The following is a 14,359-nucleotide window of genomic DNA, read 5'->3' as shown; positions in this document are numbered from 1 at the left end:
GTGTGGTACACAGTATATTCCTCAGGAAAATATGAAGTCAGCCACGGGCTTTCTTCGCTGCTTGGATTTGGAGAGATGAGGTGTGTGGCTTGTTTGTGGGGCATGGTACCCCGTGGCAGTTCATATTTTTCTTCGGAACACACTGTGTACCCTCCGGCTTGGAGGGTACTGTGTGCTAAGTTTGTTGCTGCTTTGTGGAAGATGTGAGAATGTGTGTAGTGATTTTGTAGATACAAATTTGCTCAGAATTTAGTTAAGAAAAGGAGTGCGTATGATTAATAATAAAATAGGCGGCCACAACATGGTCGGCAGGGCTGTGAATAGATTGGCGGGCAGGTTGACTGCTGTGGCATTGACAGCAGCTATGGCGGTGTCGATGCTTGCGGGATGTGCTGCGGGTGGAAAGAATACCGAGACGGCAGCAAAGAAGGAGTACAAGCCTTCTGCTATGGAGCAGATGAATGCGAAAAATGATCCTAATGTGATTCAGGACAATTACAGGACTTGCTATGAGGTGTTCGTATACAGCTTTTTTGACAGTGACGGTGACGGTATTGGGGATTTGAAGGGGCTTACAGAGAAGCTTGACTATATCGAGGGACTTGGCTGCAATGAAATCTGGATGATGCCTATTATGCCTTCTCCTTCATACCACAAGTATGATATTACGGATTATATGAATATTGACAAGCAGTATGGTACTCTGGATGATTTTGATTCGCTCATTACGGAGTGTCACAAGCGAAACATCAATGTGATTATTGACTTTGTAATAAATCACACATCTAACGAGCATCCATGGTTTAAGGCGGCTGCTGATTATATCAAGTCGCTTCCTGACGGGGCGGAGCCGGATGCTTCGGAATGTCCTTATGTTGATTACTATAATTTTAGCAAAACCAATGCCGGAGGCTACAACCAGCTGCCGGGCACGAATTGGTATTACGAGTCACAGTTTGTAGACAGCATGCCTGACCTTAATCTGCAGAGCGAAGCTGTAAGAGGGGAGATTGACAAGGTTACATCCTTCTGGCTTGACCGCGGCGTGGATGGCTTCAGACTTGATGCTGTGCTTTATTACAATAATAATAACCAGACTGAGACTATTGATGACCTCACATGGCTTGTGAACAATGTGAAGAGCAAAAAGGCCGATGCTTATATGGTTGGTGAGGGCTGGACTACATACAGAGAGTATGCGAAGTACTATAAGAGTGGAATTGACAGTATGTTCAACTTTGATTTTTCACAGCAGGATGGATATATTGGAAAGGTGTTAAACGGTACAGCAAATCACGGTGCCAGCACATACGGCAATGCTTTGGTTGATGTGGAAAATGAGATAAAGAAGTATACAGACTCATACATTGATGCACCGTTCTATACAAATCATGATATGGGACGCAGCGCAGGATACTACAACGGAGATAATGCCGAGGAGAAAACCAAGATGGCGCAGGCCATGAATCTTCTTATGCCCGGAAATGCTTTTCTGTATTATGGAGAGGAAATCGGCATGAGAGGCACAGCCAATGATGAGACGAAGCGTCTTGCCATGAGATGGAGCGGGGATTCAAAAGCTAAGGGAATGTGTGTGGGACCTCAGAATGCAGAAGAAACCGAGCAGACATATGATACACTTGATAAGCAGATGGAGGATCCATACTCTATTTACAACTTTGTGAAGCAGACAATATCAATAAGAAATGCTTTCCCAGAGATAGCACGAGGTACAAATACCTTTGAAAAGGATCTGTCAAATGATAATGTGTGTATATTCACAAGAGAGTACAATGGTGAGAAAGCAGTGCTTATATTTAATCTATCAAAGGATGAAGCAAGTGTGGATGTGTCATCGCTTGGAGTAAATAATGCTGTTGCAATGCTTCAGACTACAAAGAAAGCACCGTCGTATAAGGATGGGGCGGCAAAGCTGCCGGCGTATTCGGTGCTTGTTTTGAAGTAAAAAATATTTGATGAGAATAAAAATGTAATAGTTTAAAGGAATTTGAAGAAGAAATATGAAAAACCGCCCGACTGGGCGGTTTTTTCAGCTATACCATTTCATGAAGCATATCTACAATCACTTCTCTGCAATGAGCTCCGAGATGCTTTTGTTCCTCTTTACTGAGTGCCGCCGGATCAATAGGAGTGCCATATCGGATAATCACATGATTCTTTTTGACCCATGGAAGGTGATCCTCGAATATTTCATTTGTTCCCATGATTGCCATTGGCACTATCTTGCATTTGCTTTTTGTGGCAATCTTGAAAGTACCTTCTTTGAAAGATTGTACCTCTGTCAGGTCATCTTTGTTTTTGCAGCGTGTGCCCTCAGGAAATACACATATGCTGATGCCGGATTTGACCTGATCTATGGCTGCAAGCACAATCTTTAGTCCCTGCTTGATGTCATCGCGGTCCAAAAACAGGCAGTGCAGGCGCTTCATCCATAGACCAAGCACCGGTATTTTTGCGATACTCTGCTTTGAGATGTAGCCGGTCAGGCGTGGACATCTGGAGTAGGTGATTATGATGTCAAAGAAACTACGGTGATTTCCTATATATAGTACAGCCTCGTCCTTTGGCACATTTTCCTCCCCTATAAATTCAATGTCTGCTCCGCTTAGGAATATGATGACACGGAAAGCCCACTGTACCAGGCGAAGCTGTGCCATATCGGCCCATGCCGGTGCAGATTTGTGTATTATCCACATGGCTCCAAGTACCGGAAGACCGAGCAACAGATAGAAAAATACGAATATTACGATTAAAACTGAACGCATATTTGACCTCTCTTTTTCATAATATAAAATGTAATGTAACTATTCATAACCATTGAGAATAAAAAAGCTGATGCGTCATGCTTGCATGTAAGCAGCAGCTTTTTTGCTCTCAAGGAAATTTTGAATAGCTATAATGTAGTTCAATATTTGATATTATATCATATCATAAGCGATATGATAAGAAAGAGAGGAAAAAATGTCAGAAAAATTGAGAAAATTTCTGGTGATGGCTGCAGGTGTGCTTGTGATATCGGCAGCGACAGTGATTTCGGGCTGCCGCGCAAATATTTCAGGCACGGAGAGTGACAGGATGGTTGAGTACACGGTGATCTGCGGGGATGCAATCCCGGAGGAGTTTAAAAAGCAGATAAATGAAAGCAAGGCAAAGGCGATGAAGCTGACGTACAAGGACGATGAATATTTATACATAGCGGAAGGCTTTGGTACAAAGGAAACAGGTGGCTACAGCATTACGGTTAACCAGTTGTATGTGAAGGATAAGGCAATGTATTTTGATACAAAGCTTCTGGCACCAAAGGAGGGAGAGAAGGTCAGCAGCCAGCCGAGCTATCCTTATATTGTCATAAAGACCGAATTAAGTGAATTACCGGTGGTATTTGAGTAAAAAATGAGCAAATTATAGATAAATTCACAAAAAATCAGATAATTGGTACTTATCCCCTATTGCTATCACTGTAATACTTTGCTATACTAAAGCTACTAGATATTGTGGTGATATATTAATAGATTCAAATATATTGATTTGCGAAATGGTCATTTTTAAATATTTTGACTTATATTTATACAATGTTAACCGTTGAAGGCAGATTGGTTTCTATTTCAATATCGGTATAGCAATACTGGTCGAGGACCCCGTGGTTATGTTTAGGCTGTTAATCGTGCAAGGCTGTGTGTAGTGACAGATTTTGTGCGGTTATGCCATATATAGAGGAGGCTTTAAATGGAACAGACAGAGATCAGAAAGGTCAGAGCATCGATTCATCAGCAGTGTGGCAACAGGGTAAAGATCCAGCAGGATCTCGGCCGCAACAAGGTTGACATTCAGGAGGGTGTTATTCAGCAGGCTTACCCAAGTGTGTTTACGGTTCTGATAGATGATGAGTTTAAGCAGAATCCGCCACAGCTCGTATCATTTACCTACACTGATGTTATTACAAAGGATATAAGGATGCAGCTTTGCTAGCATCATGAATTAAAGAGATTGCAGTTTCATCATTTTATCGTGAATTAAAATGGCTGCAGCTGCATAAAGTTACTCCATTTTGAATATGTATTTTATATACATATTTGAAGTGGGGTATTTTTTATGGAATTAATTACACAAAAAATCAGGCAATGCATAGAAAAGGTAAATGATATGTCGCAGGTTGGCTTCGACAGGGACTATGTCATAAAGGACAACAAGCCTGATGTTTCAAAGGTGGTATGTCAGAACGGACAGGTAAAGATTGACGAGATAAAAGCGTCCGGCGAGAATATCTGGCTCAGTGGAAGCATTGAGTTTGAAGTGCTGTATACGAGAGAGGAGAACTTTGAAGGTGATGCCATTGAGGGTGGTATCGCCGGAAATCGGGTGGAGCATATAAAGGATGCAATACCGTTTCAGGAGAAGCTTGTGCTTCAGGGAGTATGCGAGAAGGATACGGTTCGTGTGTATACCGGGCTTGATGAGCTTACGGTGGGAGTTATCAATTCGCGAAAGCTCTCGGTCAGAGGTCTTATAAGAGTGGAGCTTTATGGAGAGAGGGAGGAAAATCTTGAGATTGCACAAAGGATTGATGACAAGGATGTGGAGCAGCTTATGGGGCAGATGAAGGTGCTTAGGCTTGACAGTGCTGTCAGGGATATTGTCAGAATCAAAAATGTCGTCACCCTGCCAAAGACCAAGCCGAATATATGTAAGCTCATATCGAGTCTTGTTGATATGAGAAATCTGGAGTATACATACGAGCGTGACCATATTACACTGACAGGTGAGTGCCATGCGTGTATAGTGTATCTGAGCGAAGAACAGGAAATATGCTGCTTTGAGGTGCAGGAGGGCTTTTCAAATGAAATACGCTGCGAGGGTGATAATGCAGGAAATATCGCCTGGCTTCGAACACAGCCAGCCATGCAGCAGGTTGAAGCTGAGAATGATTATGACGGAGAGCTCAGGCAGCTTTCGATTGAGGCAGCGCTTGCGGTAGACGGAAAGGTCTGGAGTGAGGAAACTGTGGAGATACTCAATGATATGTACAGCGTTTCCTGCCCGATTAGACCCGCCTTTAAAAATGTGAAGGTGTGCCGTCTTCTTATGAAAAATGATACAAAATGCCGTATTTTGGAGCAGCGATACAGAGAGAACGGCAAAAAAAGGATTTTAAGAATCTGCGGTACAAAGACACAGGCCTCTATTGCACAGATAAGAAATGCAGACGCAGGCATTATTGTGTCAGGTGTATTGCAGGTGAATTGTGTGAATATTGTGGAGGATGATGGCTGTCCGATAGAGATGCATACGGACACTGTGCCGTTTGAACAGTTTGTTGAAATACCGGGCATTGATGCCCACACCTGCTGCGAGGTAAATGTGCAGGTGGACCAGGTGCAGGTCAATCTACTCGACAACAGCGAATATGAAATTAAGGGTGTTGTCAGCATAAATGCCATTGCCCTGCAGCAGGATGAATTGTCAGTCATAACATCAGTAGAGCAGGAAAAGAACGCGCCTGATACTGATGCGGAAGTCGGATTGGTTGGTTATATAGTGCAAAAGGATGATAAAATGTGGGACATTGCAAAGAAATATCGGACCACTGTTGAAAACATAATGGAAATAAATGATCTGACCTCCGACAGCATCAAAACAAATGACCGCCTTATAATAGCGCGGATGTGAACCATATGTTATAAAAAAATGTGGAAAATTCTGTAAAATTACAAAAAGTTGTGGAAAAAAGGTTCATTTTGTGCGATAATATATCCGAATGTTTAGGAAAAGTAAATTGTGGGAGGCATAAAATGAATCAAAAATGGACGCGCGTTATATGTACAGTATTGACATCAGCACTTGTTTTTACAGGACCGGCAATAGAAGGTACCGCATTTAGTGGATACATACACAGTGGACTTGAGAAGGTATATGCCAAGTCCCAGAAGCAGAAGGACGCCGAAGAGAAAATGAAAAAAGCTAAAGAGGACCTTAACAATACAAACGGTCAGATCGATAGCTTAAAGGATAAGCAGACAGTTACTGCAAATGATATTCAGGCCAATTCAAACAAGCTTGACGAGGTACTTGCAGCTCAGAAAGAGCTTCAGACAGATATCACAAATAAACAGGGTGAGATAGAGCAGAACCAGAAGGATCTTGCCGCCGCCCAGCAGAAGCAGCAGGAACAGTATGACGCAATGAAGAAACGTATACAGTTCATGTATGAAAACAGTACAGATGATAATGTCTGGACAGCGATCATTGAGGCTGACGGAATCTCAGATATGCTCAACCGTATTGAGTATGTGTCTGATGTTTATGATTCGGACAGAGCGCTGATGGATTCTTATCAGGCAGCGGTACAGCAGGTAAAGACCATTGGCGAGCAGCTCAATAAAGATATGGATGATCTGAACGCCATGCAGGACAGCTATGAGAAGCAGCAGTCAGAGATAGAGGCAGCAATACTTGCCCTCGAAAATCAGAAGGAGCAGTATGCAGCCCAGATTAGTGAGGCTCAGCAGCAGGCATCAAATTACCAGAATATAATCAGTGCACAGGGAAAGATAATTCAGGAGGAGGAAGCCGCTGCAGCCGCTGCCGCACTTGCAGCACAGCAGAGAGCAGCACAGCAGGCAGCTGCATCATCCGGAAGCTCATCAGGTTCCAGCTATGATGGTGGTGGAGCCGGCAAGGGCGGAAGTATTGCCGGTGACTATGCAGCAGGCGGTGGAAAGAACCCGAGTGCTTCAACAGGAGTTTCAGGAAGCTCTGTAGTATCATACGCTATGCAGTTTAAGGGCAATCCATATGTATGGGGTGGAAACAGTCTTACAAATGGTGTAGACTGTTCAGGCTTTGTACATGAGGTATATGCACATTTTGGTATCAGCACACCGAGATATTCACAGGCATTTAAGTCTGTGGGACAGGCCGTATCCTTCGATAATATACAGCCGGGAGACGTAGTGGTATATCCGGGACATGTAGCTATATATGCAGGTGGTGGTGTTATAGTGGAGGCACAGTCCACAAAGGCAGGAATCACGGCAAACAGAAGCGTACAGTGTCATACAATACTTGCTATACGACGCCTTGTATAGGATGGTTAGGAGCCGATAAGTATATTTATTATACTTACCGGCTCTTTTTATTTTTACTACAAAGTACTGAATTGTTACCAATAAAGTAAGGGCGTAAGACGCGGACCTGCCACCAGCCGCAAGGGGCTCTCAATAAGCGACTAGCGGAGCTGTTTAGAGTCTGTAGAATTATGCACATGGAACACAGAAATGTCCTGCCATGGACGGCAGGGCAAGGTGTTATGCGCCATGGACGGCGCATAAAAGCCGGTTTCGTCGAGCATAGAAAACCATACAGGCATAATTCGTACAGCCTCTTGACAGCATAGCGTTAGCGCATTGAGAGTCCCTTGCGGCTGGAGGCATGTCCGTGTCTTACGTCACGACCCAATGTTAGTAACCGGCAACAAACTAATTGTAATAAATAATAGCATTTTCCATCCATAAGGTGTATTATAGAGATAGACGGCATCAATTCGCACAAAACGAACTAGCAAGCCTGTAAATAAAGTAAGAAAAGCAGGAGGAACAAGCCATGCAGATGGAACAATTACAAAAAGACATGATTGCAGCAATGAAAGCAAGAGACAAGGTAAGAAAGGATGCTATATCCTCACTTGTATCGGCAGCCAAAAAGGCGGCAATAGATGAGGGCTGTAGAGACAATATACCGGAGGATCTTGTCAACAAGGTCATCCTTAAGGAAATGAAATCTGTGAAGGAGCAGATTGACACATGCCCTGCCACAAGAACAGATCTGCTTGATGAGTACAATACCAGATATGCAATCTTTGAGGAGTACGCTCCTGCAATGATGTCGGCAGAAGAGGTAGAAAAGGAGCTCACAGAGCAGTTCTCAGATGTAATCGCAACAGGAAACAAAGGACAGATAATGAAGGCAGTCATGCCGTATTTCAAGGGCAAGGCTGACGGAAAGGTCATAAATCAGGTGGTTGCAAAGCTTTGCGCAAAATAAGAAAACACATCACAACAATTATACTTGCAGTGCTGGCTGTCATAGCCGGCGTGTATGCATATAATTATCATGATATGAAGCAGAATATTGTATATAATGAGCATCTGGAAGACGTGGCTGTTAACGTGAATGGGAAAGAGCTGACATTGCGCGATATGGCATTTTATGTGGCATATGAGGAGATGAATGTTGAGAAGCAGGCTCTTGTGTATGATTCTGATAATCCAAACAAGTATTGGAATATCCACACAAACGGTGAATTTGTCCGTGTTACAGCGCGTAAAGCAGCTATGTCCATGGCCATTCACGATGAGATTTTTTATGCGATGGCCAAAAAAGAGAGCATTACACTTACTGACGACGAGAAAGCAGCTTTGAAAAATTCCGAGAAGGACTTCTGGTATGATTTGTCTGATATAGATGGTGCAAAGAAGCTTGGAGTCGAAAAAAAGGATATTTATTCGTCCATGGAAAAGTATGCAATAGCCCGGAAATATCAGGAAATATATGCAGGGCTTGACAATGCCGATATAACGGATTATGATTTCTCGGGAGGCAGATACAAGAAGCTGCTGGAGAAAAATAACTATAAAATAAAAGAAAAGGTGTGGAAAAGAGTCGATATGGGAAACGTTACTCTTGATCACTAGAAAGAAGATTTTATGTCAACAAAAATTGGAAGAAATGACCCTTGCTGGTGTGGCAGCGGAAAGAAATATAAGACCTGTCATGCAGCATTTGATATGAAGCTTGAAAGGCTTGCTGAGGCACATCATAAGATACCGAGCCATTCAATCATCAAGACACCTGACCAGATAGCGGGAATCAAGGAGAGCGCCAAGATAAATGTCGCAGTGCTCGACTACATAGGAGAGCATATCCACGAGGGTATGAACACAGCAGAGATTGATAAAATAGTCTATGATATGACAACCAGCATGGGTGGCATCCCTGCACCGCTCAACTATGAGGGTTATCCTTACAGCGTATGTACATCAGTAAATGAGCAGGTTTGCCACGGATTTCCTTCAAAGGACGTCATCTTAAAGGATGGTGACATCATAAATGTAGACTGTTCTACAATTTTAAACGGATATTTTTCGGATTCATCAAGAATGTACTGTATCGGAAATGTAAGCCCTGAGAAGAAAAAGCTAGTTGAAGTCACAAAGGAGTGTGTGGAGCTTGGACTCAAAGAGGTAAAGCCGTGGGGCTTCCTCGGAGATATGGGACAGGCGGTGCACGACCATGCATTTGCAAACGGTTACACAGTAGTGCGTGAAATCGGTGGACACGGAGTGGGACTTGAATTTCATGAGGATCCGTGGGTAGGCTACAACACCAAGCGCGGCACTGACATGGTCATGGCACCTGGCATGATATTTACCATCGAGCCAATGGTCAACATGGGCAAGGCCGATATCTACGTAGATGACAAGAACAACTGGGAAGTATACACCGACGACGGACTTCCATCAGCCCAATGGGAAATCATGGTACTTGTCACAGAGGATGGCCATGAGGTGCTGAGCTGGTAAACCTGTAAGTATTACGAGAGTGCCTTTATAAAAGGATATTATTTCATAGGTGATAACATTATAAAGGGCGTGTGAAAAACGAAAGTATTTTCACACGCCCTTTTATATAATAAGATAAGCAACTTGATGGTTTATAAACTCATCGTTAATTGCTTCGCATAAATAACCTAAAATTACCGGAGAGTATGCAGTGTGTTCCGAAGAAAAATATAAACTGCCACGGCGTTCCATAAAATGTGGATATGATAATTCATAGCAAACTATCAATAAACTATCCGCAAATGATGCCGTGGCTGATTTTATATTTTTCTGAGGAATATACTGCATGCTAGGCCGGTTTTCACAGCCTGAATATGCGAAGCACCATGATAGCGAAGCCACTATAAACTTGTATTCACCCCATTTATGGTCGCATTCTCATTCTCCCTCATAGGAATGACGAGACACTTCTCCCCATTGATGACCTGCGCATGAATCTGTGAAGCCTTCTCCGGCTTTACATGAAGCACCACATCATAAGTCTTAATTTGGGCAGTGTAATTATCAATCTCTTCCTGCTTCTCAAGAAGCTGTGAGGTGCGCTCCTCAATCTGATTATTTTTCTCCTGGATAACAGAATCCTTCTCCTCAAGCTGCGCATTTTTCTCATTGAGCTCGAGAGTTAAATCGCCGACCTGGCTCTCAAGAGCAAGCTTTTCCACGCGGATTTCATTAGCTGCAAGAGCCTTTGAATCAATGACATTGGTTGCGATAGGCGGCTTGTCACCGAAGGCCTCATTGACGGATTTTTCAATGCGTGAAATCTTTTCCTCAGAGATATGGCAGTCACTAAGCACCTTGTTCATAGCCTCGCTGTCGAGAATGAACGGATCATCGTCATCATCGTGAGTCTCAGCGTAGTCATCGGCCATCTCGGACAGATTCTGCTGGATATCAAGCAGCTTGTCATCAGTGCTCTCGTCCTCGGCACCTAGCACGTTTCTGACGATTGAATGAAAAGCCATCTTCTGCTCAGTAGCTGTGCGCTCCACACCGCAGCCGAGACCGTTTGTCATAAACTCAGAGTGAGGCTCCTTGGTATTTTTCGTATAGAAAAGAGTGGAGTGTATGTCAGTGCTCCTATCATTGAAAGCAGGGAATAAAAAGCCTGTCTCAGGAGCGCCGACTACCCAGTCCCTTATGCGGGCTCCGATACGCTGCTCTTTTTCCAGATAGCCAAGGCCCGGCTTTGAAAGTGTGACAGGGCAGATGGCGCAGAGCATGTATTTGTACACCTCCTCGGACTCATCCACGTTGATGTTGTCCTTTGTGCGTGTCATGACATCGTAGCTGTCGAGATACAAAAGAATCAGATAGTTCCCGGCCTCATCGTATGTGTCGATGACCAGATCATAGTATGTATCGAGCAGAGTCTCATCATTAAGCTCACTGTCGCGAAGCGCCATGAGAATCTGCTGGCGACCTCCGACCTCTTCCTCCTCAAGCGGAAACTGCAGATTAAGCAGGTTGTTTCCGAGAGTGCCGGAAAGCACCTTGTTTGAAATCTCGAGATATTTGTAGTATTCATCCTCCTCAAGAGTGAGAAATTTGCCACCGAATTTGCAGACCTTTTCATGGTTGCAGTCCACGTAGCAGCCGACCAGACGACTGAAGGTTGCCTGGTCTTTTTTTAATCTTCGTTTTAGTTCCAATACTTCTTTTTTGTTCATATTATCCTCGCATTATTTCCATACCATTCAAAAATTTCCGTAATCACATTATATGTATGGAATAAATATTTGTCAATTGAGCGGCGCCTTTTATGTCACGCTTTCAATCAAGAAAAAAGATGACAGACCAACCACAAAATGCTATAATTTAGGAAATCAACGGATTATGATATAAAGTCTGACACAGAGACATCCACAGGTGTCTCTGTTCTTGGATTGAGGCATAAATGGAGCAGAAAATGACAAACAATCACATTACAATAGGCATTCTCGCACATGTAGATGCTGGAAAGACAACCCTGTCTGAGGCCATGCTTTACAGCACCGGGCAGATTCGCTCACTCGGGCGTGTGGACCATCAGGACGCGTATCTGGACAACGATGCGCAGGAGAGAGAGCGTGGAATAACCATTTTTTCAAAGCAGGCAAGGCTTGATATTTCGCGTGGCACAAATGTGGCAGATACAGCACATACAGCAGATACAGCTCGTACATGGCATGTAGTCATGCTTGATACACCGGGGCATGTGGATTTTTCGGCAGAGATGGAGCGTACCCTTCAGGTGCTCGACTATGCAATACTTGTAATCAGCGCAACTGATGGAGTGCAGGGGCACACGCGCACACTGTGGAGACTTTTAAAGCACTATAACGTGCCGACATTTATTTTTGTAAACAAGATGGATATGCAGGGCACGGATGCGGAGAAAGTGCAGGCAGAGCTAAGGAGCGAGCTGAGTGATGGCTGCGTGGATTTTTCTTCACAGGATTTATTTGAGGAGCTTGCCATGTGCAGCGAGCCTCTTTTAGATGAATTTATGGAATCGGGAGAGCTTGCGGATGCACATATTGCGCAGGCGGTGGCTCAAAGGGAGGTGTTCCCCTGCTTTTACGGCTCGGCACTTAAGCTTGACAGAGTGGATACGCTGATTCAGGGGCTTTCGAGGTTTATGTGTGAAAGAAATTACCCTGACGATTTTTCTGCCCGCGTATATAAGATAGGCAGGGATGACAGAGGCAGCAGGCTGACATTTTTAAAGGTTACCGGAGGCTGTCTTAGAGTCAGGGACAAAATAGAGTACAAAGCGCATGGCGGTGACGAGGCGAAAGGCCTTCTGATTGAGAAAATCGACCAGATAAGAAAGTATTCCGGCGAAAAATATGAGATAGCTGATGTGGCAGAGGCGGGGGAGATAGTTGCTGTCACAGGTCTTAGCTCGACATTTCCGGGGCAGGGGCTCGGGTTTGAGCAGCAGTCAAATATGCCAATCCTTGAACCGGTACTAAACTATAGGATGATTCTGCCGGATGATGTAAATCCGGCGGCATTTATGGAAAAGCTAAAGCAGCTTGAGGAGGAAGACCCACAGCTTTACATAGTGTGGGTGGAGGAGTTTAAGGAAATCCATGTGCAGCTCATGGGGCAGGTGCAGATGGAGGTGCTTGTGCGTCTCATAAAGGACAGGTTTGGTGTTGTTGTCACGTTCGGACCGGGCAGCATTGTATATAAGGAAACGATAGCGAGGGCTGTCGAGGGAGTAGGACATTTTGAGCCGCTGCGCCACTATGCAGAGGTGCATCTGCTTTTGTCGCCGGCGGAGCGTGGCAGCGGAATCACAGTCACATCCACCTGCAGTGAGGATGTGCTCGACAAAAACTGGCAGCGCCTCATAGCCACACACGTTGAGGAAAAGGAGCACAGGGGTGTGCTCACAGGCTCAGCGCTTACCGATGTGAAGGTCACTATTCTTACAGGAAGAGCACATGTAAAGCACACGGAGGGAGGCGATTTCCGCCAGGCTACATACAGAGCAATCCGCCAGGGGCTTAAATCCACAGAGAGCGTGCTGCTGGAGCCATACTACAGCTTTATCCTACAGGTGCCGATGGAGTATGTCGGCCGTGCAATGACAGATCTGGAGCAGAGATTTGCAAGAGCCGGGAGCCCGCAGTTTGCCACAACCGCTGCGAGGGAGATGGCAACAATTACAGGAAAGGCACCGGTTGCGACAATGCAGGATTATGTGAGTCTGGTGCATGCGTATACAAAGGGGCTCGGGCACCTGACACTGGAGCTGTGGGGTTATGATGAGTGTCACAATCCTGCGGAGGTGATTGCGCAGATGCACTATGACAGTGAGGAGGATTTCCGCAATCCGACAGGCTCGGTATTTTGTGCGCACGGCTCAGGCTACGTGGTGCCGTGGGATGAGGTCCCGGAGCATATGCACCTGCCGTATGTCTACCACGGAGATGAGTCTGAGGAGGCACTTGCAGCGAGTGCCCGCACGCAGAATGCATTTTCAGCGGAGGATGCGCAGGCGCTTGCCGGAAACCGCCGCAGGACGAGCTTTGAGAAAGCTGTTTCAGGTATGTCATCAGTGGAGCTTGATGCGCAGCTTGCAGATGTTTATGCCAGGGAGTTTGGCATGGGCAAAAACGATATCGCAGGGGATCAGAGGCGCAAATGGTCAGGTAAAAAGAAAAATGAGTATGAAGGCCTAAGTGGTAAACCGCGCACCGTAAAGCATGATAAGCATGGCAATCCGATTTATCCGAAGAAATCCCCGGGGGAAGAGTACCTGATAGTTGACGGATATAATATAATATTTGCATGGGAGGATTTAAAGGAGCTCTCGCGCATAAACATTGATTCGGCGAGAGATGCGCTGAAGGATGTTTTATCGGATTACCAGGGCTATAAGGGCTGTCATCTGTTGCTGGTGTTTGATGCGTACAAGGTGAAGGGCAATGCCGGAAAGAGAGAGACCTTCCACAACATAGAGGTTGTGTATACAAAGCAGGACGAGACAGCCGATGCATTTATCGAAAAGACTGTGTTTGGCATACGTGACAGGTACAAGGTAACAGTGGCAACTTCTGACGGACTGGAGCAGCAGACGGTCATGAGCCTGGGGGCACTGCAAATGTCAGCCCGCGAGCTTAAGGAGCATATTGAGATGACGAAGCGTGCCGGAATGGAGGCATTCATATCGGATAAACGGTCATGAATGGTAACAATATGTGTATAAAGAGATGTTTATAAAGACA

11 protein-coding genes are annotated in these 14,359 nt (G+C 44.9%); 9 read left to right on the top strand and 2 right to left on the bottom strand.

From position 1 onward, the window contains the following. Positions 1–271: 271 nt before the first annotated feature. Complete coding sequence (locus ACTQ1L_RS02080) at positions 272–1,966, top strand: alpha-amylase family glycosyl hydrolase (protein ID WP_441365282.1); 1,695 nt, start codon at positions 272–274, stop codon at positions 1,964–1,966. Between the two features lie 88 nt (positions 1,967–2,054). Here ACTQ1L_RS02080 and ACTQ1L_RS02075 read toward each other — a convergent pair whose 3' ends face one another. Next, positions 2,055–2,786, bottom strand: coding sequence for a lysophospholipid acyltransferase family protein (locus ACTQ1L_RS02075; RefSeq protein WP_441365281.1), 732 nt, complete (start codon positions 2,784–2,786; stop codon positions 2,055–2,057). Between the two features lie 196 nt (positions 2,787–2,982). Between ACTQ1L_RS02075 and ACTQ1L_RS02070 the strand changes: the two genes are divergently transcribed. The 7 genes from ACTQ1L_RS02070 (at position 2,983) to ACTQ1L_RS02040 (ending at position 9,599) form a co-directional block, all read left to right on the top strand. Beyond that, positions 2,983–3,411, top strand: a complete 429-nt coding sequence (locus tag ACTQ1L_RS02070) for a protease complex subunit PrcB family protein (RefSeq protein ID WP_441365280.1) — start codon at positions 2,983–2,985, stop codon at positions 3,409–3,411. A 336-nt stretch (positions 3,412–3,747) separates the two neighbouring features. Then, positions 3,748–3,990 (top strand): Veg family protein, encoded by a 243-nt coding sequence (locus ACTQ1L_RS02065; protein ID WP_321110346.1) that lies wholly within the window; start codon positions 3,748–3,750, stop codon positions 3,988–3,990. A 123-nt stretch (positions 3,991–4,113) separates the two neighbouring features. Further along, positions 4,114–5,688: a DUF3794 and LysM peptidoglycan-binding domain-containing protein gene (locus ACTQ1L_RS02060; RefSeq protein ID WP_441365278.1), complete on the top strand. Its 1,575-nt coding sequence runs from the start codon at positions 4,114–4,116 to the stop codon at positions 5,686–5,688. Between the two features lie 122 nt (positions 5,689–5,810). Next, positions 5,811–7,106, top strand: a complete 1,296-nt coding sequence (locus ACTQ1L_RS02055) for a C40 family peptidase (protein WP_441365277.1) — start codon at positions 5,811–5,813, stop codon at positions 7,104–7,106. 514 nt (positions 7,107–7,620) lie between these two features. Further along, positions 7,621–8,061, top strand: a complete 441-nt coding sequence (locus ACTQ1L_RS02050) for a GatB/YqeY domain-containing protein (RefSeq protein ID WP_321110343.1) — start codon at positions 7,621–7,623, stop codon at positions 8,059–8,061. Beyond that, complete coding sequence (locus ACTQ1L_RS02045) at positions 8,049–8,711, top strand: hypothetical protein (protein WP_441365276.1); 663 nt, start codon at positions 8,049–8,051, stop codon at positions 8,709–8,711. Before ACTQ1L_RS02050 ends, ACTQ1L_RS02045 begins: the two co-directional genes overlap by 13 nt. A gap of 12 nt (positions 8,712–8,723) precedes the next feature. Continuing rightward, entirely contained in the window at positions 8,724–9,599 is an 876-nt protein-coding gene (locus ACTQ1L_RS02040) for a methionyl aminopeptidase (RefSeq protein WP_441365275.1), read from the top strand. 380 nt (positions 9,600–9,979) lie between these two features. On the opposite strand, the gene ACTQ1L_RS02035 is transcribed toward ACTQ1L_RS02040, so the two are convergent. Further along, complete coding sequence (locus tag ACTQ1L_RS02035; RefSeq protein ID WP_441365274.1) at positions 9,980–11,308, bottom strand: DUF4317 family protein; 1,329 nt, start codon at positions 11,306–11,308, stop codon at positions 9,980–9,982. Positions 11,309–11,547: 239 nt separating this feature from the next. On the opposite strand from ACTQ1L_RS02035, the gene ACTQ1L_RS02030 reads away from it, so the two are divergent. Continuing rightward, entirely contained in the window at positions 11,548–14,319 is a 2,772-nt protein-coding gene (locus ACTQ1L_RS02030; protein ID WP_441365273.1) for an NYN domain-containing protein, read from the top strand. Positions 14,320–14,359 lie beyond the last annotated feature (40 nt).

This window comes from Agathobacter sp. LCP21S3_B2 (assembly GCF_052118705.1).
Classification (GTDB): Bacteria; Bacillota; Clostridia; order Lachnospirales; family Lachnospiraceae; genus Roseburia.
Note: the sequence above shows the minus strand (reverse complement) of the source record. Positions and strands in the feature narration are given on the sequence as shown.

Bases quoted from the DNA above. Each gene is read 5' to 3' on its own strand.
- ACTQ1L_RS02050 (WP_321110343.1), top strand. From the start codon at position 7,621: ATGCAGATGGAACAATTACAAAAAGACATGATTGCAGCAATGAAAGCA.
- ACTQ1L_RS02035 (WP_441365274.1), bottom strand. From the start codon at position 11,308: ATGAACAAAAAAGAAGTATTGGAACTAAAACGAAGATTAAAAAAAGAC.
- ACTQ1L_RS02070 (WP_441365280.1), top strand. From the start codon at position 2,983: ATGTCAGAAAAATTGAGAAAATTTCTGGTGATGGCTGCAGGTGTGCTT.
- ACTQ1L_RS02065 (WP_321110346.1), top strand. From the start codon at position 3,748: ATGGAACAGACAGAGATCAGAAAGGTCAGAGCATCGATTCATCAGCAG.
- ACTQ1L_RS02080 (WP_441365282.1), top strand. From the start codon at position 272: ATGATTAATAATAAAATAGGCGGCCACAACATGGTCGGCAGGGCTGTG.
- ACTQ1L_RS02030 (WP_441365273.1), top strand. From the start codon at position 11,548: ATGACAAACAATCACATTACAATAGGCATTCTCGCACATGTAGATGCT.
- ACTQ1L_RS02055 (WP_441365277.1), top strand. From the start codon at position 5,811: ATGAATCAAAAATGGACGCGCGTTATATGTACAGTATTGACATCAGCA.
- ACTQ1L_RS02075 (WP_441365281.1), bottom strand. From the start codon at position 2,786: ATGCGTTCAGTTTTAATCGTAATATTCGTATTTTTCTATCTGTTGCTC.
- ACTQ1L_RS02040 (WP_441365275.1), top strand. From the start codon at position 8,724: ATGTCAACAAAAATTGGAAGAAATGACCCTTGCTGGTGTGGCAGCGGA.
- ACTQ1L_RS02060 (WP_441365278.1), top strand. From the start codon at position 4,114: ATGGAATTAATTACACAAAAAATCAGGCAATGCATAGAAAAGGTAAAT.